Origin of the sequence: Psychrobacter cibarius, assembly GCA_030686115.1 — a bacterium.
GTDB lineage: Bacteria > Pseudomonadota > Gammaproteobacteria > Pseudomonadales > Moraxellaceae > Psychrobacter > Psychrobacter cibarius_C.
In genome coordinates this window covers 1,630,998-1,653,881 of sequence record CP131612.1, presented here as the reverse complement: position 1 = coordinate 1,653,881, position 22,884 = coordinate 1,630,998, and the positions used below count along the sequence as shown (strand labels likewise).

Annotated in this window: 14 protein-coding genes and 1 tRNA gene; 4 read left to right on the top strand and 11 right to left on the bottom strand. The window is 41.8% G+C overall.

From position 1 onward, the window contains the following. Positions 1-23: 23 nt before the first annotated feature. From recD to Q6344_06920, 3 genes are all read right to left on the bottom strand, one after another. Positions 24-2,237 (bottom strand): exodeoxyribonuclease V subunit alpha, encoded by a 2,214-nt coding sequence (gene recD / locus Q6344_06930; protein WLG15060.1) that lies wholly within the window; start codon positions 2,235-2,237, stop codon positions 24-26. A gap of 74 nt (positions 2,238-2,311) precedes the next feature. Next, the gene (locus tag Q6344_06925; GenBank protein WLG15059.1) at positions 2,312-6,859 is read right to left on the bottom strand and encodes a UvrD-helicase domain-containing protein; all 4,548 of its coding nucleotides are present in this window, start codon (positions 6,857-6,859) and stop codon (positions 2,312-2,314) included. Positions 6,860-6,935: 76 nt separating this feature from the next. After that, on the bottom strand, positions 6,936-11,462 hold the full coding sequence (locus Q6344_06920) for an exodeoxyribonuclease V subunit gamma (protein ID WLG15058.1): 4,527 nt from the start codon (positions 11,460-11,462) through the stop codon (positions 6,936-6,938). A gap of 457 nt (positions 11,463-11,919) precedes the next feature. Between Q6344_06920 and Q6344_06915 the strand changes: the two genes are divergently transcribed. From Q6344_06915 to Q6344_06900, 4 genes are all read left to right on the top strand, one after another. Further along, positions 11,920-12,441, top strand: coding sequence for a hypothetical protein (locus tag Q6344_06915; protein ID WLG15057.1), 522 nt, complete (start codon positions 11,920-11,922; stop codon positions 12,439-12,441). A 69-nt stretch (positions 12,442-12,510) separates the two neighbouring features. Beyond that, on the top strand, positions 12,511-13,308 hold the full coding sequence (locus Q6344_06910; GenBank protein ID WLG15056.1) for a hypothetical protein: 798 nt from the start codon (positions 12,511-12,513) through the stop codon (positions 13,306-13,308). A 67-nt stretch (positions 13,309-13,375) separates the two neighbouring features. After that, positions 13,376-13,451: transfer RNA gene (locus tag Q6344_06905), tRNA-Arg, on the top strand. Between the two features lie 166 nt (positions 13,452-13,617). Beyond that, positions 13,618-14,829, top strand: coding sequence for an integrase arm-type DNA-binding domain-containing protein (locus Q6344_06900; protein ID WLG15055.1), 1,212 nt, complete (start codon positions 13,618-13,620; stop codon positions 14,827-14,829). A 120-nt stretch (positions 14,830-14,949) separates the two neighbouring features. Here the strand turns inward: Q6344_06900 and Q6344_06895 are convergent, their stop codons facing one another. The 8 genes from Q6344_06895 to Q6344_06860 form a co-directional block, all read right to left on the bottom strand. After that, positions 14,950-15,201, bottom strand: a complete 252-nt coding sequence (locus Q6344_06895) for a hypothetical protein (GenBank protein WLG15054.1) — start codon at positions 15,199-15,201, stop codon at positions 14,950-14,952. Between the two features lie 24 nt (positions 15,202-15,225). After that, complete coding sequence (locus Q6344_06890; protein WLG15053.1) at positions 15,226-17,124, bottom strand: 3'-5' exonuclease; 1,899 nt, start codon at positions 17,122-17,124, stop codon at positions 15,226-15,228. A 331-nt stretch (positions 17,125-17,455) separates the two neighbouring features. After that, complete coding sequence (locus Q6344_06885; GenBank protein WLG15052.1) at positions 17,456-19,969, bottom strand: LPD1 domain-containing protein; 2,514 nt, start codon at positions 19,967-19,969, stop codon at positions 17,456-17,458. A 150-nt stretch (positions 19,970-20,119) separates the two neighbouring features. Continuing rightward, positions 20,120-20,986 carry a hypothetical protein gene (locus Q6344_06880; protein WLG15051.1) on the bottom strand — a complete coding sequence of 289 codons (867 nt, stop codon included), beginning with the start codon at positions 20,984-20,986 and terminating at the stop codon, positions 20,120-20,122. A 6-nt stretch (positions 20,987-20,992) separates the two neighbouring features. Then, positions 20,993-21,382, bottom strand: a complete 390-nt coding sequence (locus Q6344_06875; protein ID WLG15050.1) for a hypothetical protein — start codon at positions 21,380-21,382, stop codon at positions 20,993-20,995. Continuing rightward, complete coding sequence (locus Q6344_06870; GenBank protein WLG15049.1) at positions 21,379-21,915, bottom strand: hypothetical protein; 537 nt, start codon at positions 21,913-21,915, stop codon at positions 21,379-21,381. Before Q6344_06870 ends, Q6344_06875 begins: the two co-directional genes overlap by 4 nt. Positions 21,916-21,945: 30 nt before the next feature. Beyond that, positions 21,946-22,131 (bottom strand): hypothetical protein, encoded by a 186-nt coding sequence (locus Q6344_06865; protein ID WLG15048.1) that lies wholly within the window; start codon positions 22,129-22,131, stop codon positions 21,946-21,948. 13 nt (positions 22,132-22,144) lie between these two features. Further along, complete coding sequence (locus Q6344_06860) at positions 22,145-22,882, bottom strand: hypothetical protein (GenBank protein WLG15047.1); 738 nt, start codon at positions 22,880-22,882, stop codon at positions 22,145-22,147. Positions 22,883-22,884 lie beyond the last annotated feature (2 nt).

The window sequence follows — 22,884 nt, the reverse complement described above, 5'->3', positions numbered from 1 at the left end:
TTATATTTCTGAGCATTTATCTATTAATGCTTAGAAAACTGTAATGCCAAACCTGTATGGCGCTCAGTAGGTGTTTGAACAGCCTTTTCAAAAGCAGATTTTGTACTATATATGGTTACCTGTTTCTTAGCACGGGTCACCGCCGTATAAATAAGCTCTTTGCTTAGCAATCTAGCATGACTATTATCAAAAGTAATAGCCACATGATCAAACTCAGACCCTTGTGACTTATGAATGGTCATTGCATATGCGGTGGCGATGACTTCTTCATTTAGTAAATTAACGGCAATCCCTTGTGTTTTATTTTCAAAAAACACTTCTAGTCGGCTTCTATCATCGCTAGTCTGCAAGCAGAAACCGATATCACCATTAAACAATCCTAATTCATAGTTGTTTTGTAGAACCATGACAGGACGGCCATGAAACCATGTGTTTTGGCCCAGTGGTAGCTTTAGCTCAGTTAGGTGCCATTGAGTGAGATAGTTATTAATGTAGTGATCGCCCCATTCACCATTATGACCAGCACTTAGAATTCTGAATTCATTAAATGTCTCCATTAGTGATGTAATCGTATTTTTTACTGATTCTGGCATGGATTTTTCTATTGGATCTTTTAGAAGTTCTTTTATTTTATTTATATATTTAATATATTTTAAAGATATTCCTGAAATAATTTTTTTATTGCTTAGGCTATTTTTTGTATTATTATCTTTAAACTCATTTGTTTGCAGTGTATTTACATATTGAAAACTCAAGGCTTCATCCTGCCTTAACAGCTGCCAGATGGCTTGCGTATCTATCTCTACCTGATTAATTTGGTAGGCAAGTTTGCCAATACCTGATTCTGCGCTAAATCTGCGGCTTTCGGTTAACTCTGCATGAATGGGTTGTAACAGTGGAATACGGCACAAGTCAGCCAATACTGCTCCTGCATCGACTGCTGCCAATTGGTTCGCATCGCCTAGCAATATAAGCCTTGCACTTGGTTTTACCGCACTTACGAGATAATTAGCCAACTCGACCCCGAGCATCGACGCCTCATCAACGATGATAATATCTTCGCCAAGTGGATTGTTAGTATCGTAGCGCGGTCTGCCCGTCCGACCAATACCTAACAAGCGATGGATGGTTTTAGCTTCTTGTAACTGTAGATCAATATCTGCTGCATCGAGAGCAGCTTGTAAAGATTCTTGCATGCGTTGGGCAGCCTTACCAGTCGGTGCTGCCAATGCCAGACTGGCACTATCTGTACTGAATCTAATATTTCCAGCCCCGTATCCCCCACTCTCTGTCGCTTGTTGCAGCGCAATGACTAACTGAGCCACGGTATAGGTTTTACCTGTACCTGGACCACCAGTAATGATGCTAAATGCATTATTATTAGCCACATTAATAGCTGCTATCTGCTGATCGTTTAAATTTTTGGGTATTGATATATTTAGAGGGGTTATCTGTTGATGTAAAATAGTATTAATGTGCTGTGCTAAGTTAAATTCTGCTTGCCAAGAACGATGTAGCCAAAAAGTTAGTGATACTGCTGAACCTTCTTTGTTTTGACTGTTAACTTGTTTGTAAATAATAGGTTGATTATTTTTGCCTAGGCTATTTAATTTATCGTTATTATCAATGCTACTATTAACTTCAGCAAACAAATCATGTTCGTTAACTAGGCGTATAAAAAAACTTAAGTCCGTATTTTTCAATAATTGGTATAGCGTAGCAATCATGTCAAAACGCTTGGTTAGCACCTCTTTTTCGTGGTTGCTAAGCGCCAATTGCATCCACAGCTGCTCTTTCTTATCAAATAGCGTGTCTAGCAATACGAATAGCGACCTTTCAGTTGTAGAGTCATCATCTGATTGCGTATTTAGTTTGCTATCTATCAGCGTAAAGATTGGCATTGCTAGCATCTCTAATAGCTGTTGCTGCCAAGCATATAGCGTAACTACCTCATTATTGATTTGACCTTGCAATGCTTCTTCATGCTCAGCGGCTTCAATGGTTAATACGGTATGCCCCTCTTCCAAATGAGTCGCTAACATAACGAATAGAGCGGTGAATAAATTACTTTCCTCTGTTTTATCGACTTGCTTGCTATCAGTATTAGCTTTTGCCTCTGTTGCCTTATACGCTAAATACGTTTGCTCGCGGCGTAGCAATATATAATCACTGATATTGCTAGTCCAGCTTTGTTGTAGCCCAATTACTGCCTTGCTCTCTTTTTTATTATTACTCATCGTATGCTTGTCTCTATGTTGAAATAGTTAATCGATATCATGTTTTTTAGCATTTAATCATTACTTATAGCCTACTAGTCGGGTATGCCAAACAACGCATCCAAACCTTTAATAAAATCGATTGGAATATCCCAAGTCACTAGTCCATAGCGGTCGTTGTGCATTGAGTGGCTATTATCAGCCTCTTTAACATCTTGTGATAGATCATCAGCTATTTGAGAATTGGGATCATACACACCTCGTAAAAAAACATACTCCACAGCGCCTAAATACTTATCTTCATTGCCTGCATAATCATGTATTCTCATTGAAAGGAATCGATGTAAAGCTACTTGATAAATCGCTGCTTGTAGCCAGTACCCTGCCTTGGACATTGCTTGCTTAAGTGTATCTTCATTATAATCGCTTAGGCTATTTCCTAGAAAGTTGCTTTTATAATCGACAACGTAATACTTGCCAGCATGTTCGTACACTAAGTCAATTTCGCCGCGTAAATAACGATACAAATGCGCTTTGTTTTGCGGAATAAGAGTGACGTGTTTGTCCATCTCATTAGGGAGATATTGTTGGAAGAGTTTAGTGATATCCTGTACTTTAAATTTCTCTGACAACCCCATATTGAACTCTAACTCAGAAAACCGCTGACCTGCATTAAGAGAGTTTAATGGTTGATTGGAGGCCAATAGCGGCGCATGTAGCACCTCTTCAATCCAATTGATTAGTGCCTCATGCTTGGTAGCATCTATTGAAGCAAGATCAAGTGAACCAGTATTAAATGAACCGTCATCGCCTTGCTCTTGCTTCTTCGCTTGTGATCGACGGCTTTGCTGCTCAGCGCTACTATAAACTAGAGGCAGTTGATAGCTGTTGATAGCTCTATCGATAACCTGAGACCACTGCACTTTATTGCTGAAATCAATTTTTTCAAATATCTCATGCAAAAACGTACCCGCATTAGCACCTTTAACAAAGGTAAAGCGGATATCATCTTCTGATTTGAGATTTAACCCATCGACTTCTTTAAGAAACGCGTTACTACTAAGTAAAGGCTCAACCGACACTGAAGTGTCTGCCATATCAATGTCTATAGCATCATCCATACGCTCATCCGCTATCGCCATCGCTTGTGTAGATTCATCGAGCTGACGTGCCAAAGCGGTAAAGCTGGTCTTAGCCCAGCCATAAAAATAATTGGTTTTCATCACCTCTGCAAAAGGCGCGTATTCAATAGTCTCTGTGGCAGGCTTATGAGCATCTAACTTGGTTGCGGCTAGCTGAACATTGTCATTTACGCCTGCTGATTTAGCAGCATTGCTTACGTAGTTATTGTCATAGAACTCATTAACCTTATGCCCTCTGAGCATGCCTATCGTACCTTTAAGTCTATCTGGTAGTTCAAACTTTGGTTCTGGCGATTCAAACCAATAAAACACAGGCTTTAACTCAAACCCTGTCTTATTGTTAGGATCTCGCAGCACAACATAAAGCTGCTCACTGGCGCGAGTAAAAGCCACATAACCAAGCCGTCGCAGCTCATCGAAATCTTCCCGCGTTTCGATATTGGTGTAATAGTCCTCTGTAGTCGCTGAGCCTTTTAAGGATGAGAAGCGGCGCTGGTTTCCCGTTGATTCACTATCTATCGAATGATAAACTTCTGTCGACTTATGCACTAGCGCTGAAGGCGCTTGTTGGGCATTGTACAAGTACAACCCGTAGTCTTCCTTATTCCCAGACTTCCTACTGGCATCACCCATTCCCAATACATAGACAATGGGGAACTCAAGTCCTTTGGACTTATGAATGGTCATCAACTGTACGCCAGATTCTGTAGGCAGTGGATATTGCTTAGCCCAATCACTGTTAGGGGCAGCATCTATATTTTGTCTAAACCAAGCCAATAGTTCATGCTCACCCATACCTAGGCCATACTGCGCCAAGATATCCATCACATGACGCAAATCCATGATATGACGATCGCCTTCTGGACGAGCCGCTAGCGCTTGCCAAACGCCTTGTGGCTGTATGGGATTTTTATCTAACAAGTAATGCAATGCCGACAAGATGCCAAAGTGCTGCCAACGTTGTGCGCCTTCTTTTAGATAAGTAATAAAGTCTTGATAGCTCTTTTTATTATCAGTAGCCTCATTAACTGAGGTATCCTTAGAATTAGAATTATTTAAATGGGAGCTCGTTGTACTACTGCCCTCAGTAATGCCTGACTCATGATCCGTCATCATGGCTTTGATGTTTTTAATACTCAGTCCATATAGATGACTGGTCAACACCCGATTAATCATGTCATGACGATACGGATATAGCATGGCACTCAGCAGCGCCGCCACATCTTCTGCCATGATGGTTTCAAAGATACTGACATCACTGGTAGTTAAGGTCGGTACATTAAGCTTAACCAACTCATCCTCAACCCGCTTTAAGTCTTTTTTGGTACGTGCCAGCACGCCGATATCACTGGGCTGGATAGGCTTGCCTTTTAAGGTCTGATCACTACTAAGCAAAGTCGCAATATGACGCGCTGTGATTTCATGCTCATCGTACTCAAGCTCTTTGTCTTTATCATAAGGTAAGTGTAAGACGCTCACTGGCTGGGCAGAGAGCACCTCAGTCACTAAGGTAGTGCTGTGAGCGTCTGGTTCATTAAACCAAGACAGCTGATTTTCTGGTTTTGCCGCTTTGATATGCTGGTAATAAATACCTGCGCCTAATTGAGCTAACTTATTCTCACCAGTGGTTGCATCAGCCATGCCGAACCAACAGTTTAGGGCATTAATCACACCAGCATTTGAGCGTCGGTTAATATCGAGCGTCCAAAGCGTGCTTTTATCAAATTGAGCTTTCATGTAGTTATAGTTAGCCACATCGCCACCACGAAACCCATAAATAGCCTGCTTAGGGTCACCAACCAATAGCAGGAACTCATGGCTGGCTTTTTTAGTAGCTGACTGTATATCATTATCAGCAACCTTGCCCTTTTTCTTTGGCAAATAAATGCTTTCAATCATAATGGCTTGTGCGCCATTGATATCTTGCGACTCATCAATCAACGCCACAGGATAGTGATGACGAATATAACGCGCCAGCTTTTCGCCTTGCCGACCCGTTAATGCTTGGTTTAAACGCACCATTTGCAGGCTAAAGGTCGTCTCACCACGCTCTTCCAAAATAATTGGTAGCCTGTCACGTACCGCAAGCACGATATGACGATTAAGATTGGCTAAAACAGTCACTATATATTCATCGAGCTGTTGGATATAGTTATATAGCATGAGCAACATCTGCACTGATTCAGTATTGACGAATCTGATTCTTCCTTGCTCTTTATCTTCTAAAAATCCAGAATCTTCTGAATCATCGAAAGTTGCTTGAAGCTGTTTTAAGAAATTCGCTTGCGGGGTAGATAAACTTTGATAAAAAGAAAGCTGCTTCTTTTGAATAAGGCCTTTAAAATCTTCATAAAAACATAAGTTTTTAGCGACACTCTTTCGATTATTAAATCCTTCTTTTTTTCTAAAGCTCAGATCTAAATAAGGTTGAAGATCATTAAAATCAAAATCACAGAACTGAACTAAGAACTTTTCATAATTTTGAATACTAAAGTCATTTACTACAATCTCATCAATTGGCGCAGAAATAAAATTAAGCGAGCGAGTCACATATTTTTTATGATCACTCACGGCAGTCAACTTGCCTTGCTGATCCATAAGCGCATACAGTTTAGGCTGCTCATGATGTAAGCGGCTTTGAAACTGACGCAGCTCATCATGAATAATACTATCGGTCACCTGCTCAATACTGCTCTCTTCGATAATAGCCATACCTTGCTGATGACCTGTCTCGCTACTGTACTCCTTCAGCCATTTTTGTGCCAAGCTATCGAGCGTACCCACAAACAGTTTATCCAACGTGGTTAAAACCAGTGCGGTACGCCTGATAGCTTCCGTCATTGGATAGCTGTACACGTGATCCAGCAAATAACCAACGAGATGCAGGTTAATGGGATCTTGCATGATGCCATCCAAGCGCACATATTTAGCCTGTGCTACCAACCAATCTTCACGGTCTTTTTTTGCTTGCGCACGCTTTGTGGCAGCAGCTTGCTTATCAGTAGCAAGGTCTTGGTTTAACTCATCAGCGCCTATCTCAGTATTTAAATCCGTACTTGATTTTTTGCCCTCTTGTTTATCCTTATCGCTTTCAGGCATCACCTGCAATATATTGGGATACAAAGCCTCCTTATTACTGATGTCAGCACTTAAACTGTTGACCCACTGCAATAATTGATAAAAATCCACCAAACGATCATGAATACGCTGACGCATCTCAGCGGCAGCGGCTCGCGTAAAGGTAGTAGCAATAATTTGCTCTGGCGCACGTCGTGCTTCAATTAGCAGGCGCAATACAATGCCTGTTAGCGTCCAAGTTTTACCAGTACCAGCAGACGCTTCAATCAGGTGCTTGCCCGTTAGGTCAACATCAACTGCTGGTATCACATCAGCCTTACGCTCACTCATAGGATCTGAGTGAGGCGCATCTGAGTGCTCATCGAATAAATGTGGCTGTGTAGAAAGTTCAATGATATTGGTTGGATCAGTCAAGTCTGTCATATGGGCGCATACTTTTAATTATTATTTATTAAAACAAGATAGCAAAAATTAATTAGAGGCTGTTCTAGATAATGGGCTAGCCATCTAAGTCAATTAACGCAGTAAACATCGGCTCGTACAATGGTCGCGCCAAGGTGGTCAACGCGTCTGACAAAGCCTTAAATCCATCTTGATCACGTAGTACATATTGCCAAATGGCATGCTGAGAGCAAGTATCATATACTGTGTCTGTATGATAGCCAGACCGTAGCCAATCTGAAAAGTCTGCTCGTTTTGGCCAATAACTGCCGCCTTCACTATCTTCAGATTTTGAACACTGATCAAGGTAATTGAGTGCATATTCAGGCAATAAAGTAATAGGCACTTGCCCAGATAACTTGGAAAAAATCGCCCATTTTATCAGCTCAATAACAGCGTCTTCATAGACAATGGGGCTTAGTTTAAATGCGATTACTTTGTCATACTTTTTGACTTGTGAGCTAGGCTTATTAAAGCGCCAAATACTCACCCCATCATTGAGTGCCACTTGCTCAGCAGTGGTACGTCTGGCCACTTGCCAATACAAATGTGATAACCAAAATTTGAGTAAATGCCTAGGACTGGCAGAATTGGGCAATATGTTTAACCACTGCTTGGGTGATTGCTGAGCATAAGGCATGCCCGCCTGAATATGAGAGTGGCTATCATGCGCATCTATCGGCACTGCTGTTGGTAATGATACTGGTGCTAATATAGGTACTGAGCCTTTGATCTTAATGATTTTCGGCAACAGCTTAAGCAGTGCTTCTACCTCTTCGATATCTGCTTGGCTTTTTGACTCGTTATTAATACTATTTAGCAAGTTTGCCAGCTCTATCTGGACAGGATGCTCGGCGGTTGGCGTTAGTAGCTGCAAACCTGTCGTACCCTCTGCTCCATCTTCATTAGGTACAATATTTTCGCCAAAACCATTAGCTATTAACTGCTCTTTAAATTCCAAACATTGCTGTTGCAGTTTTTGTTGTTGATTGGGTAGCGTGGTTTGGCGAGCGACACCAGCGGGCATAATTTTTTGATACATCAGGATTGGCGTAGTGGTTTCAGCCGCTACATTACTATTATTCTTACTCTCATCAGTAACCAACTGTTTAATCAAATGATCTTTGATTTGATAGGTAGTCAAACTGTTTAGAAATAATGGCTCTTGATGCGACAGTGCTTCTTCACCTTGTACCACATGCACCTTTTGCGAGCGTAAGAACGCTTTGGCAGGATGGCGCACTTGGTACGCCAATACTCCTTCAACGTCTATCTCTCCAATATTAAATATGCTATCAGATACCGCTTGGGTAAGCGCATCTATCATGCTACTAGTATCGCTAGTATTAGCTACTGTATCTAGTGCCAGCATTTCAACCAGTGTAGCCAAGGTTTGATTGTCTACTCGACCTAACTGACCCAAGCCTTGACCAAGCATCTTAGCGATTGCTTCGTACTGTGTCTTTGTGGGCAAGCCAACCAACTGTACCTGCTCACTAGACACTCTGCCCTTTAGTATATTGAATACAGCTTGCCAAAGCGGCGCAGGTGGAAACTGTTTTTTCTGAGCCAGCTTGGTTTTACGCATCGCTGTATTTAATAAAGCATCCAGTTCATCAATCATATCAACAGGGCTTGCATCCTGAGCATTGATATTGACGTTGGCATTAGCATTGCCATCAATATCAGTAGACGCTTGCTCAAAAATATCAGCGCCTTCAGTTTCGGTCTCAAACAGACTCTCATGGAAAGGCAGAGCAGGATGCTCAGTCACTAACCACTGCTTAATCAATTTAGGCAAATAGCGCTTGAGACTCTCGGTAGTGGGATCAATATTCTCAGGCAATGTATCCAGCGAGTTCACCTGCCACTGCACCTCACCTTGCAAAAACTGTAGCAATTCGCTTACTGGGTTGGCTGGCAGGTGCTCGTGGGTATCCGTCAGGCTTTGACCGTTGTAGAACATCCAACAAGCACTGCGCGCGCATAACAGCGCATCTAAAAATGCGCCATTATCATCGTCCTCACTGACTCTGTCACCACGACGTGAGTTAGTCGCTTTCATCAAATCATAGCGGTTATCACGGTCACGCCCAGGGAACTCTGAGAGATCCATGTTGAGCATGACCACCAACTCAAAAGGAACGTTTCTTAAGGCACCAAACTTACCAAAGGTAATCACCCCAGTCGGCTCCGCACTGACTTGCTGACTCTCAAGCTCGTTTTCGATACTGTCTAACATAAAGCTTAATTTAAGCGGTAGTTGCTCTACACCTGCTAGCCTCTGCTCTACTTCTCTGTTGGCGCTATCGCCACTGGAGTACTGTCTGTAGTGACGATTGGCTCGTAGACTTGACTTAAAGCCATTCATCGCATTGTAGATGGCTCGCATGGTACGTGTTTGATCCACATCACCAAAGTAACGATGAATCACTTGTCTCTCAATCTGATCGAGCCAGTCTTCCGCTTTCATTTTTTTTGTATGGTCATCCCTTCGTGCGACCAAACCGGTATAAATGCGGCAAAGCGCTTCAACAATCAACGCATCATTTAGGCTCACTTGTGGTAACGGTAAGGTCATTTCTGGTAAGGCAGTGCTTGGCCATTCATCTTCATTTAGAGCATATAAGCAATCACTCAACTCAGCTTCTGGCATGACCAGACCTAGGGTCAATCTGTCTAACGCTTGCGCAAAACTAAAGCGATAGTCATAGTCATTACTATCCAAAGTTTGCTTAAGATGCAGCTCATCAAAACCGCGAATAAAGCCTGCCTCTACCAATAAATCACAGCCACGGCTCATTTGCTCATGAGTCAGTCCAAAGCTTTCAAACAAGGGCGGCAACATCAACCAGTCTAAGACTTCAGCCGCTTCAAAACGGGCGCTATGGCTACCTAATAATTTATAAAAACCAATAATCGCTTCCCATAACTGCCGAATATCGGCATCGACAACACCAGTGACTTTAGCAGGTAAGGTCAAACCATCTTGACCTCTACCATTGACAAAGATAGAGTTAATCAGCGCATGATGACGCTCAACATCGGGTAGTAACACCACGATGTCAGATATATGGCGTTTTTTCTCACCAGATTTGATAGGTTCATTTAGCCAGCGCCCAATCATAATACGCAGCACTTCAAGTTGACGCTGCAAACTATGACATGAGTGAATGCTTAGGCTATTATCTTGAGAAGAGATTGCCCAAAAACGGTCTTTCTCAAAGCGCTTCTTCTCCAACGCCTCATCGTCATACCAGGCCGTTGCTTGCTTATCCTCATCAAGGCTTGGCGCTATCTGCTGACTCACTGCTTGCGAGACCGTAGCAGCCGCTGCTTGCTGGGTCGATTGCTCATCAAGCATCAACACATCGTTTTGCAAACGTCGTAATAAACTTAGGCTATGTTGGGCATCTTGAGCACTAAAATCATTATAAATGCTTTCATCTGCACCACTATCAAAATTATCTTGCCACTCTACTATTTCTTCTTGGTATTGCTCATTACCCGATAAATTGGCAAGCATGGCAAAGGTATCACGAGATTGCTTGCCCAAACGTGATAGCAAACTATGACCGTAATCACGTAAAAAGACACTCTCAGGGTTGATAATCTGTTGACGCTGTAGCCATGATTTATCGACGATATCTGCCCAAAACAGCTTTGATGGGTTGTAATGCAATAACGTGATATTCATGTACTTCGATAAACGCTGCAAGAAGTCGAGCTCGGTCTGTGGCAACTGCTGAATGGTAAATATACGCAGCACTTTGGGCAACTGAGCGCGCTCATTCGCCTTGTTGTCTTTCAAAGCCGACCAGAAGACATCTTCAAGTGCCACACGGTGTAGATGAACGTCAGCAAACAAATGCGACCATAAGAAGCGCTGGGCAGCCTCTAACTCAATATAATGCTCAACCAACCATTCAGGCGTGCCGCGTGCATACTTATCAAAACGCAGTGACAATGCATCTTTCTCTGCGATCAATTCATCTACATTTAGCGGTTTGTTATACGACCATAACGCTAGCCAATCCTCACGATGGGTCAAGTAGCGGTTAAACACTCTTGCCAAATCGCTTGCCAGCTGCCAAATACGGGCATCTTGTTGTGACTTGTCCTTTATAATGTCCTGTCGCACATTGTCTTGATGAGTATCTGCCTGCGGCTCATCAATCAAAGATGCCAGTAGCGGATTAACCGGATGTTTTTCATCTGCAACAATCGCCTCTTGATAGTAGGTCAAATACCCAAACAATCGCCACTGCATGACCGTTGGTGACAACACCGCCACTTCTGGCACATTTAGGGTTGCCGCTTCTGGATTCTGCTCTAACAAATACGCGTTATGGCAGGTTAATACATCCTGCATGAGCGTCCACTGATACTGACCCCAAAACTTAGTACGTACCAACGTACTAATACCAGCACGGCTGGCAATGGTTTTGTCCAACCAATCGCCCAATACCATTGAGGGCACAATGACAATAAAAGGTTCAAAAACAGGTTGATCCTTAGACTGATATTGCACAAGCAGTTGATCAACAAGGTTTTCGGTGCGGTGCGATTGAATAATGGTAAACATAGAGGATAATCTGATTGAAGTTATAATATGAGTGATAGTGTGATGTAGACGGTCGTGAATGCCTGAAATGGAATAACATTTGCGTTAACTTTCTAATGCATATTGATGGCTGCTAAGGAATACCACGAAGGATACTCACCAATCTATGTTTCGCGGTCGTTACTACAATGTATTTCTGCTAGCATGGCTGTCATAAACACGATGCAAATGACAACAATGATTAACTATCATTGCATCATCAGTGATTATTTATAACAATCATAAAATAGGCTGCTGATTAGTGTGCCATCGATAGCTATCGTTTACTAGTATATGTGCCACTATTATAATATCTTACGACAGATAGTGTCGCATTGATAAGTCTCATATTTATGAATAGAGAAGTCAGTGCTGCTGTCAGATCAATTGCTGTAATTTTTATGTCCATAACCCTTTTTTAACGGAATAACTTAATACTATGCCCTTGCGTCCCATTGATGCCATTTTCGTTCATCCTAAACGACGTCTATATGTTGTATACTATCGCGGTGAATTGTGGCAATTGCCACGTATGAAAATTGACGACAGATCGTGGCAAAACAGACAGCCCTATACTGATGATAGTCGCTCGCTTTATTTGAGCATCCATCAAGCCATTAACGACCCCATACTTGCACAAAAACTGCGAACATTGAATCTGCCTGTCGCGGTGCGTGGGAGCACACTGCCACGCTTTGAAGCATGGTGGGAAGCCCATGGTTTTGAATGGCTTAAAGACAAGCTTACGATGGGCGAATCGCCATTGGCTGCACACCAAATAAAAGCCATTGACAATGATGTTACCTCCCCTTCAAACGATCAACCTGTGCTATCCAATCAAAATAGTACAATTAGTCATAAGAATACTAGCGAGAAAAAACTTTTACCTGATTCAGAAACCGATGTTTTTGCAGATATGCTGGCGGACTTAGCAGATGAAGTGTTGCACCAACAGCTTTAAAAATAATACGTCACTCACCGCATTTTATGTAAACTTGACACAAACCCATTAAGAGAAGAGCAGTAACATATGAGAGACTACAAGCTGCTACTGGCTGGACTAATTTTACTGCTGCTGATAATCTTTATTGCAATCTTTACGTGGTTATGGAGCAGTAACCGTAAAAATATAGATCCCCTACCGATCATGGCAAATGCAAATGAGTCGTCAGCCACCACTCAAGACGAGGTAAATACCCTCACCGACAGTACGCTGTATATAAAGGCAGAAGAGGATTTACAAGCACCCTTGGACGATATCATCGTTAGCTTCGAATCTCGTTATCCTCATGTGCAGGTTGTGCCAAGTTATGTACCCGCCAGCGACCTCTTAACATTATCAAACGCCAATCCTAACCATGATAAACGCTCAGAATTAGGCGCTGATATAGACATGATCATCGCTAACGACAGTCTATCTGTAGACCGTCTGACACCGTTACAAGCAGAGCTAAAAGCGGCTCAAAATAAAATAAACCAAGACAAAGAAAATATCAGCAATACTGATGATAAAAAAGTAGATACTGCTGAGACTGGTGCCATTGAGACTGACAATGCAGAGGCACGTACCCTAAATTCTTTCAGCTATGCACTGAGAGGCAAGCAAGCGCTTGAAGGGATTATTTTGACAGAGAATACTGCTGCTATTAACTTCCGTAATTTTTTACTTTCGAGTACCGGACAAGATATATTAGAAAAGTACGATTATTATAATATCGAAGGTTATAAAAACAGTGTAAATGACTTGTTTAATCCAACATCACGTGCACAAGAAGCAGCAAATGCCAACACTGTGAATGTCGCTGACGCCTTGAGTAATGGCAAGTAATGATAAAATCTTTATATTTTGTTGATTGCTTTTATGAGCGATTTTTCCTACAATGTTATTCCAAAATGCGCCTATAGCTCAACAGGATAGAGCAGTTGCCTCCTAAGCGATCGATCGGGGTTCGAGTCCCTGTGGGCGCACCATATAAATACACCAAGAAACCCCTTAACACCCTATGAACAAGGCCTTCAGGGGTTTTTTATTGTCCAAAACTTACCTTATATACCCATAATTATCCCTTGCTTACTGTAATTTTTACAGTATTCTATACAGTATGAGCGCAAAAATACTGTAGAGGATACTGTAAAAATGGCAAAAACTGTCAAACCCCTTACCAATACTCAAGTCGATAAGGCCAAGCCTTTGGACAAACCCTATACCTTAACCGATGGCGGTGGTCTTTATTTACATATTAGTAAGGCCGGCACAAAAGCCTGGCGCATTGACTACACAACACCTATCACAAGAAAGCGTGTCACAGTAACACTAGGTCAATACCCAGAGATCACTTTAGCAGCTGCAAGACAGATGCGGACTGATATTAAGTATCATCTTGCTAACGGTGATGATCCACGCGATATCAAAAGAGATGAAGATCGCAAGCAATTGCTTGAGTCTAAAAACACATTCGCTATGGTTGCTGAAGAGTATATGAGCCGCAAGACTCATATAGCCCCCTCTACTATCAAAAATAACTATAGGCAGCTGAAACGGCTAAATGCATACCTTGGCAGCATGCCTATAACTGATATCAAGCCAATGGATGTATTAGAAGCTTGCAGATCAGCTGAGGCGCAAGGATATATTGAGACAGCGGTAAAGATGCGCACAATGGCAGGACAAGTATTTAGATATGGTGTGCAGACTGGGCGCTGCGAGCGTGATATTACACAGGATTTATTAGGTGCATTGAAAACACCGGTAGTACAACACCATCCTACTATCTTAGATACGGATGAGCTTGGTAGATTGCTTAACGATATTGATGAATATCAAGGATCATTTGAAGTTAAAATCGCTATAAAATTGATGCCTATGCTTTTCGTGAGGGCTGGCGAGCTACGTTACGCTCTCTGGGATGACTTTGATCTTCATGAAGGTACTTGGACTTTTACTCCAAGAAAAACTCAACGTAGAACTGGTCTATCTCTTATCGTTCCACTACCTACGCAAGCCATTGTTTTAATACGTGAGTTATCCCTACACGCCCGTAGCCAGTACCTATTCCCAGCTATTCATACGACTGTCCAACCAATGTCAGAGAACACGATGAATCAAGCTTTGAAGCGGCTTGGCTACAGTGGATCAAAACAGACAGTACATGGGTTTAGAGCCACAGCAAGAACCTTGATTGTAGAGAAGCTAGGTTTTCCTGAAGCATTGGTAGAGCAACAGCTTGCTCATCGTGTAAGGGATATGCACGGCAGAGCCTACAATCGCACTGTGTTCTTACCAGAGCGCAAAGTGATGATGCAGGCATGGGCCGACTATTTAGATAAATTGAAAGAAAATACTGATTAATATGCTTCTAATTAAGGAACAATTTTTTGATTTGTGCCTTGCCAAGATACGAATCAAAATGTTCTAAGCTGCTGACGTAGATTGACTATGTTTAATATATCTATTAAATAAAGAGAGTTTTTATTCACTTACAAAAAATAGGATATCGCCTGTTAGTGAAACTCCTCGTCCTTCTTCAAAATCACCGATGTATTCAGCAGGCATTTTTGTAGTATATATTTCATCACCATCAACTCTATAAGGTAGAACACCTGCTGGATAAAAAAACTCCCCATCAAAATGGCCTATATGCTCGTTATTTGGTGAAAACAACTGTAAGTGAACATTTTTCTGAGATACATCTTTCATTTTATCTTCTCTTTTAGATTTCATTTAGTTTACTGTCTTTTTGAATAATTAAAACAACCTACTTTGTTTTTCTAAAATATCCGATAGGATATCAGTATAGTGATTAGGCTTAGCATAAAGCACTGTTAAATAGTCCTTGGCACGAGTCATACCCACATATGCAGTCTTTCTTAGCTCAGGCGTATCTTCTTCAACAACAGCCAGACCCATCATATATACATTTCTAAACTCTAAACCTTTGCATGAGTCTGTCATGATAACTTTAACACTAGGACAATTGAGATCTAAATTCAGCTTATCTTCTTTTGTTAAGATTGCACTAACACAACCATTGCCACATCCTAGCTCTAGTAGTCTACTGGTTAGTTTTGGAATCAGATTCTTAACTATATCTCTTTTGACATTTGACTCCATAATGATAATAGCAGATTCTGATAACTCGATTCCGTTTCCTGTATGACTCATGATGTCCTGTGCGACATAATCTATCATTTCATTAAAAGAATTCTTTTGAATCAATAAAGGTAAATCACCTTCGCGGCAATCCCCGTAATCAGGTATCAGTGATTTGTTCTCACTTTCAGCATCAACATCAAGATCCTCCCCTTTGAACTCTGTACACAGCTCTAATATTTGTCGTGTATTACGATAACTTTTATTAAGCAATGTAGGTTTCTTGCCTTGTACATTCAAACCCACAGACTTCCAAGTAAAGTTTTTTCTACCAAATATATTTTGAGCAGGGTCGTAACAGAAAAGTAAGCTATCCTTCTCTGATAGAAGGCTCAACACCCCTCTAATCATATCTTCTGTAAAATCTTGACCTTCATCAATCAAGATAGCATCGTACTTCTGGAAATCTTTCTGACTTTCGACATAATCAATAAGGCTTTCTGAACGACGGATATTATAATCATCCCAACTCTCCTTATCGCCCTTTCTTAGCCTAATATTGGTCAAGTCGGATAAAAGGCTGTGGTAATGCTTTACTTCTATATATCCTTTACCAGATGAACGATAAGGCTCTATATGTGAGTTGTTTAAACTTGCACCTAAATGACTTCTTAATGAAATATTAAAGCATACGACCAGTATCCGCCAATGAGGATTGAATCTAGCTAAGTGTCGAGCACGATATGTCACAACCAGGGATTTACCGCTACCAGCAACTCCTTTAAGAATACGATGGCCAGTACCAATAGATTTTGAAACTATCTCTTGTTGTTTATCCAAAACCTTGATCAGATCATCATTATTTAGCGCAATATCCAATGAAAGCTCTTGCTGTGGATTGACACGTAATTCTGGAAATATAGCGTATCTAACAGCATCTAACTCTTTGCTACTTAGTGGTGTAAACGCAAACTTATGGTTAAAAGACCCTAGTAGCTGTTCAACAAATGAGTTACATGATTCTTTATCATCTATATCTACACGTAAGTCATCCTGGAAAATGCATTTTTGATGGCTAAGTATTGAGTCATCCATTAGCCCTGCTTTTTCAGCTTGGGCTCTTTCCATACCAGTAAATATGACGCACTCAGTTGTTGGAAATCTTAACTTGCCAGCAAAATTACCGACTTTCTGTCTAAGCGAGTGTTTCTTTTCTAACAAATTTCTAATTTGTAGTTGAACACTGCGCGCTTGTTTAAGAGGGTTCTCACGATTTTGTGTTGAACCATCACTATTTTTTATAATGAAGGTGCTAGGATTTGCTGTGGCTATATAAGACGCACTCCAATCCTTAACTTCGATTAAAATTATACCGTGATACTTTGAGAAGATAAGAAAATCGCCATGCTTACTTTGAATGGAGGCACAGGGTTCGTACCAAACAATCCAGTCACTATCAGGGAGAAGCACACTTTTAAGCAAGTTGTAGACTCTACGCTCTCCTGATGTAGAACTTTTGACTACTCCTATGCTATCTGGAATCATTTCAGCCATATATATTTCCTTGCATTGGTACTGATAAGGTCAATACCATTCAAATTTTCCATAAAAAAATTCAGCATTTTAGCCTACTTTTGTAGGAAAGCAAAACAAACCTTTTATAAAATCATGTTCAGTTTTAAAATATATATCTAAGGATTAGCTTTTTGATAGCTAGACAAAACTATTTTTGCAAAGCGATGTAGGCTCCAAGTATTCGACTAGAACAGCTAAAGCGACTTTCTAGTCGAATACTTAGAGCCTGTATAGGAGTATGTAGAATCTAATATCAAATTGAATTATAAAAATAGCGTTAATTTAGAAGCTTAAAACATCTACTCGCTTTTTACATATAATTATCAGAGAACAATCGATTAAGCTCTAATTGTTCCTCATCAAACAGCACGCTTGGCGCACCAAAAATAGCATCCATCATGACTTGATCAGCGCTAGCATTCTCAAAGATTTTCTCGCTTTTAATCACTTCAAACAAATTTTTGAATGCCAAGTTGATTTTCTTACGCTCTTCACCTTCGGGGTATGCTTGGTGGAAGCCTCCATATAACGCGTTATCTGCCCCATAGCTTAAATAATCATTACGTCTGTCCTGATCTTTTAGACTATCTTCTAAAAAGGCTTGAAACGCACGTGCGGCCATTTCGTGTGTGGTTGACCAGTAAGGCTTTGAACGCTCGGCATCAAGCTTCTTAGAATTGGCATAAAACTCTGATATAGGCTCACCAGTGCTTAAAACAATCGGCTCCCCTACTTTATCTTGATTAAAAAAAGCAACCGCCACTTTGCGCCATTGATTATGATTTTTTCTACGCTTAGGCCTATGTGGCGACCCAAGTTTTGCATCAACAATCTCTACTGCCTCCTTAGCATCTTTAGCGTCAAATATCAGTTTAGCCAAGCGCGTACTATTTTCTTTGATATTAAGTAGCGCAAGCTCTACATCCTTATCAGTAATTCTGAATACTTCAGGTGCTCTAACATCGCCATTCTTCATGGCCTCTTGTAGCTTAGCAAAAGCTACTGACAGGTTGATTGATTTCTCGGCTGCCATCATAGGGTCAATACTTAAGTACTTGCCAGCGCCGGTCGCACCATCTACGCCTAACACTTCGCCCAAGATATTATCGATCGCATGGAACCACTCATGGCCAAGTGAGCCACCACCTTTCATTTTAGTAATATTGATGACACGCTGGACCGGTTCATAATGTGCCAAAGCTCCTTTAGTACCACGGGCACCTAAAGCCAGTGCTAGCCTCCCACCAAAAGCCAAAGACTTAGGATCAATTCCCACAATGTCTGACAGGTCCATCATAGCGGCTGCCGCATTCTCAACGTGAAATTTAGCACTGGTTTTATCCTTCAGTACCCAATTACCTGACTGAATATCACGAAAGCCAAACGTATCTTTTAATTCTTCAGTAGAGTTGATGGTGACCGGTTCACCGCCAATACGCTTAATACTGTCAGCAACAATCAACTCAAAAGTACTCTTTCTCTTACCCTTATGCTTGCCTTGCTCATCTGATGGACCTTTATCAGGCTTAATAGTTAATTCCCAGTCATTGTATTTACCTTTAATGGCCCTATTGGCATGTTTGATAAAAGCGTCTGACTGCAGCTCTACAATATTCCAAAACCTTTCTCCTAGTGCTATCCATGCTAAGCTTGATAGCGGATCAACCAGTGCCACTAATTTGTTGGCCAAAGCGATTCGTTCGACGTCGTCCACAAGCTCTTTGTACTTATCAATATCCTCATTAACGACAACCGGCGCTATATCTCTTGCAAATCTTTTGTTGAATTCAATATTAGGATATTTCTCAGCAAGCCAGCTTCTCATTGACGTTTGCCGTGCATAGTAGCTACCACGTCTGCGAGGAGCCCTAAAGCTACCACCCACATATTCTACAAAACCTTGCTCCTTGGCAGTATCGTTAGGCACATCCAAGGTTTCTAGTGCAAGCTTTTCAGCCGCCTTGTATTCGCTCTCAAACTCAAAAGACTTATTTTCGATAAACTCTCTTTGCTCTGTTACTTTAACAACTGCTTGATTATATTGGCCCTCATCCAATGCACTAATAGTGTGACCAGACATTTCGCTGGCAATAGCTTTGAGCTCAGCAATCAGATCCCTGGTACCAACAATATTTTTATTCTCAGTAAGGCGTGATTTTAGCGTATTGATACCGTTAACATAGGCCCTACGAGCCAGCGCCTTCTGATCAACAATTGGAATAGCGTTGAAATGCGCAGCAAGTCTTAGCTTATTTTCAGTACGGCCACCAATAACTCGGCGCCCTGATGTGCTATTTTGCAAGAAACCCATTACATCCCAATAAGGCTCAGGTGCCACAGAGGCTAAAACCTTTTGGATAAGATAAGCGGTACCGGCTTCCACGTTTTGATCTTTTAATGCCTGATAATCCACATTCCCCATAATGTTAGATTTTTTAATCACATCTTCAGCAACTAAAGCATCAGCTTCGATTTCATCCCATTCAATATCAGTAGCTTTAACAGTAATGCCGTCTTTGGCCAAATCTTTAATACGGCTACTGGCACGTTCTTTGTGCGACCCTGCGATATAGCCGGTATCGGCATAACGATAATTCTCATCGTTTGGATTGTCACTGTACTCGTCATCATCTGTGCTACTCAATTCATAATTAGCAGCAGCTTGCTGGACTTCTTTTAACGTTAAGTGGCCTATTGCACCGATATCCTTCAATATGTCAGTGAGCTTTTTTGCGGCCATTAAGCGCGCCTTTATGTTTGTGGCCGCTTGCAAGCTGGCAAGTGCTGTCTGCAGTCGTTTTAATTGAGCGAGCTTTTGTTTCATAACCATGTGTCCAGTTGATCGTGTTTAGATGATCAATTATGGCAAACAAAAAAGGTATGCTTTTTATAGTGTTCCAACAAAAAACCCCATCAATAATGATGGGGTTTTATCAAATCTATTAACTACTATTTGAACCTTAAACAAATATTATTATAGATACCGCAGGCACTTTTCTAATGTCTGACAAAAGTGCTCATAGCCATTTAGTCCACCATTGACCGTCTCACGGACAATGCGAGCGCCATAATTCATCTTATAGTCTTTGGTTTCAATACCCTTTGAAGTCAGCGTATTTAGTGTATAACCATCATCATACGTATTGATTTTTTCAGCTTTGGCGTTGCAGCCGTTTAACTGCCAAAAAGCCATTGCTGCTTTTACTGCATTCTCTAAATCTTCAATATGCTTTGGGTTGTCGCCAAACGGAATACCTGTCATGTTCTGCAAGATATAGTAGTTACTACGGAACGTATTTTGAATGATACCGCCACCGCGATAATCCCAACCATCGTTGGTACCAGGGCGATTACCATAACGACTACCATATAGATAATTGGCCGTGGCCACCTGCCCTTTCGCCAGTAGTTTCTTAGCTGCCGAAACAGAGGCAATGCGAGTACTAAAAACTTGACGCAATCGACCCGCTGTATAAGCAAAACTTTCACGCTTGGCATTAAAGCCGTTGGACTCAACAATGCAGTTTGAAAGAAAAGAACACATTTGCTTTTTAGTCAAAATGTCATACTGCGGCGCGTACTTTAAAATAAGTGAAATCGCTTCAGCATTGACGCTAGGATAAACCTTACGCAGGTTCGCCAATGTGAGATTGTATGGTCTGTTTTCTGTGGATACGGCGGGTATTACGCCTAAGCGCTGAATGAGCTCATCGCGAAATGCTGCGTCTTCCATTGCTTTATTGGCAGTATCGACGAGCAGTTGCGTCAGCATATTGGTACCTGATACGTGCTCACGCAATTTGGCAAAGATATCGGTGTCGGTGACTGTGGTAGTAGTCATGAAGCATTACTCCTGTGTGGGTTCGGTTTTGCCACGCATGATATTAAGCTGTTCTTTTAGCAGCTCATTTTCAGCGGATAGTATTCTTGTTTTGATTGATAAAGATCGATTGCGCTTGGTCGCACGGCGTAAAACAAAAGCCACAATCAGCATCATGAAAACCATGATTACCCGTGCTAAAGCACTCTGATAAGAGGGTTCAAATATCGTGCTACCCCAGTCCGCCCAAATAAGCATGAGCCACGACAATACGCCCAGCGCCAATATGGTTGATATTGACTTTTGGACCGTGCAAGTGTTTTTACTCATCAGTAGGTAAACGCATACGGTAATACCAACAAATGGGGCAATGAGATTGATCAAGCGCCAGTCAAGTAGTGCGTATAGATAATTCACTTGTCATCCCCCTTTAAAATCCACGCGGCCAATAATTTAAGGCGACTCATTGCCAATGTTCTAATGCCGTTAAGGGTAAAGGTAGTAAATATCTTTCTCAGGCCATCCCATAGTTCAGTACTACGGATAGCTTCGCCAAGGTTAAAGACCAGTAACGTGCCAGCAAATCCTGAACACAGCCCTGTAAACATCAGCATTGCCATTGTCGGGCTGGATACAAACGTAGGCAAAATAACAAATGCGCCGATCAATCCTGCTAGAAAGCCCATCACAAGATTCATAAATTTTTGGATATAAGATAATTGCGCTTCTTTCATTACATCCACGTATAAAGATGCTACCGATCCGATAGCGGCCAGCACTACGGTCAATATAAAGAACACCCAAATAGGCAGATTTAGGTATAAGAACAAATGCGTCTGACCAAGCTCACGAGCGAAAACCTCACCACCCGCGCCGACAGCAGCCACATTAGCGCCGTTACCAACAATGTTTGCCAGCGCAATTTTTGCGGTGGCGACTTTGTGGCTCATGCCTTGTTACTCCTTTTTCATATGTTGGATTTATCGTCTTACTGAATTGGTCGAGATAACGGCATCTAAACGAGCAATAACCCCTGACTTGTAAAGACGGTCTTGTTCAATGGTTTTTGATAAGCGCTCAAAGCTCGGTGAGTCTCGATACAGTTTTATAAAAGACAGTCCCATTTTAAGGGCTTCAGGCAAGCTCATTTTGCCGTGTTCCACCATGGTAAAAGCATCCTCAAGCAAGGCATTCTGCAAGTCTTGCGGCGGCCCCTGATAAATGGTCAAGGGTGTGAAATCGTGACGGCTCCATAGCGCCGTCACCTCCTATCTTGCTTACAGTTAAGCCTTTGTTGTCGCTGCCTAACGTGACAAAATGCGCCAGCTGACGCACACCGTTACCATAGGCGTCAAAAAGGTCGTTAAATTTGCGAGTGGCTGATAGTTGGTTGATGAAAGCAAAGCGCTCTTGAATAACGGCATTGATCTCACTATCGGTCATGGTTGGCGGTATAGGCTCCCAAACAACGTCTTCGCCACCAATAATGCTGGCCAAGTTGCCGCTAAGCTGGCACGCCATTTGTCCGATCAACCAGTCGGCTACGTTCTCGCATATCCCCTCTAAAACAACCACATGAGCGCCCAGTAAGTGATTGATTGTCAGCTCACCCACTTGCACTTCGCTTGGTACATCTGATTGTATGGTTTCAAACATATACTCATCGTTCGCGCCAGCGTCATCAGCGTTGTACTTGTGGCTCGTGGTGGCTTGATGGTTCAATAGTATGTAGTAACGCTCTTGCGCCGTTAAACGACCTGCCAGCGCTGCATCGCCGCTTAAATGGCCAATTAAAGCGCTCAGGCGTTTTTCGTTAAACTCTGATGGTATGTGTGCAATGTCTATGGCATCGCCAATACTGAGATCAGGCAAGCTCAGGCTTTCATTTAATAATTGAATGGTTAGTGTTGTGGTCATGA

Coding starts and splice junctions, on each gene's coding strand:
- recD (WLG15060.1), bottom strand. CDS start 2,237: ATGAGTAATAATAAAAAAGAGAGCAAGGCAGTAATTGGGCTACAACAA.
- Q6344_06920 (WLG15058.1), bottom strand. CDS start 11,462: ATGTTTACCATTATTCAATCGCACCGCACCGAAAACCTTGTTGATCAA.
- Q6344_06900 (WLG15055.1), top strand. CDS start 13,618: ATGGCAAAAACTGTCAAACCCCTTACCAATACTCAAGTCGATAAGGCC.
- Q6344_06895 (WLG15054.1), bottom strand. CDS start 15,201: ATGAAATCTAAAAGAGAAGATAAAATGAAAGATGTATCTCAGAAAAAT.
- Q6344_06865 (WLG15048.1), bottom strand. CDS start 22,131: ATGGTGGAACACGGCAAAATGAGCTTGCCTGAAGCCCTTAAAATGGGA.
- Q6344_06890 (WLG15053.1), bottom strand. CDS start 17,124: ATGGCTGAAATGATTCCAGATAGCATAGGAGTAGTCAAAAGTTCTACA.
- Q6344_06915 (WLG15057.1), top strand. CDS start 11,920: ATGCCCTTGCGTCCCATTGATGCCATTTTCGTTCATCCTAAACGACGT.
- Q6344_06925 (WLG15059.1), bottom strand. CDS start 6,859: ATGACAGACTTGACTGATCCAACCAATATCATTGAACTTTCTACACAG.
- Q6344_06885 (WLG15052.1), bottom strand. CDS start 19,969: ATGAAACAAAAGCTCGCTCAATTAAAACGACTGCAGACAGCACTTGCC.
- Q6344_06910 (WLG15056.1), top strand. CDS start 12,511: ATGAGAGACTACAAGCTGCTACTGGCTGGACTAATTTTACTGCTGCTG.
- Q6344_06870 (WLG15049.1), bottom strand. CDS start 21,915: ATGAGCCACAAAGTCGCCACCGCAAAAATTGCGCTGGCAAACATTGTT.
- Q6344_06860 (WLG15047.1), bottom strand. CDS start 22,882: ATGACCACAACACTAACCATTCAATTATTAAATGAAAGCCTGAGCTTG.
- Q6344_06880 (WLG15051.1), bottom strand. CDS start 20,986: ATGACTACTACCACAGTCACCGACACCGATATCTTTGCCAAATTGCGT.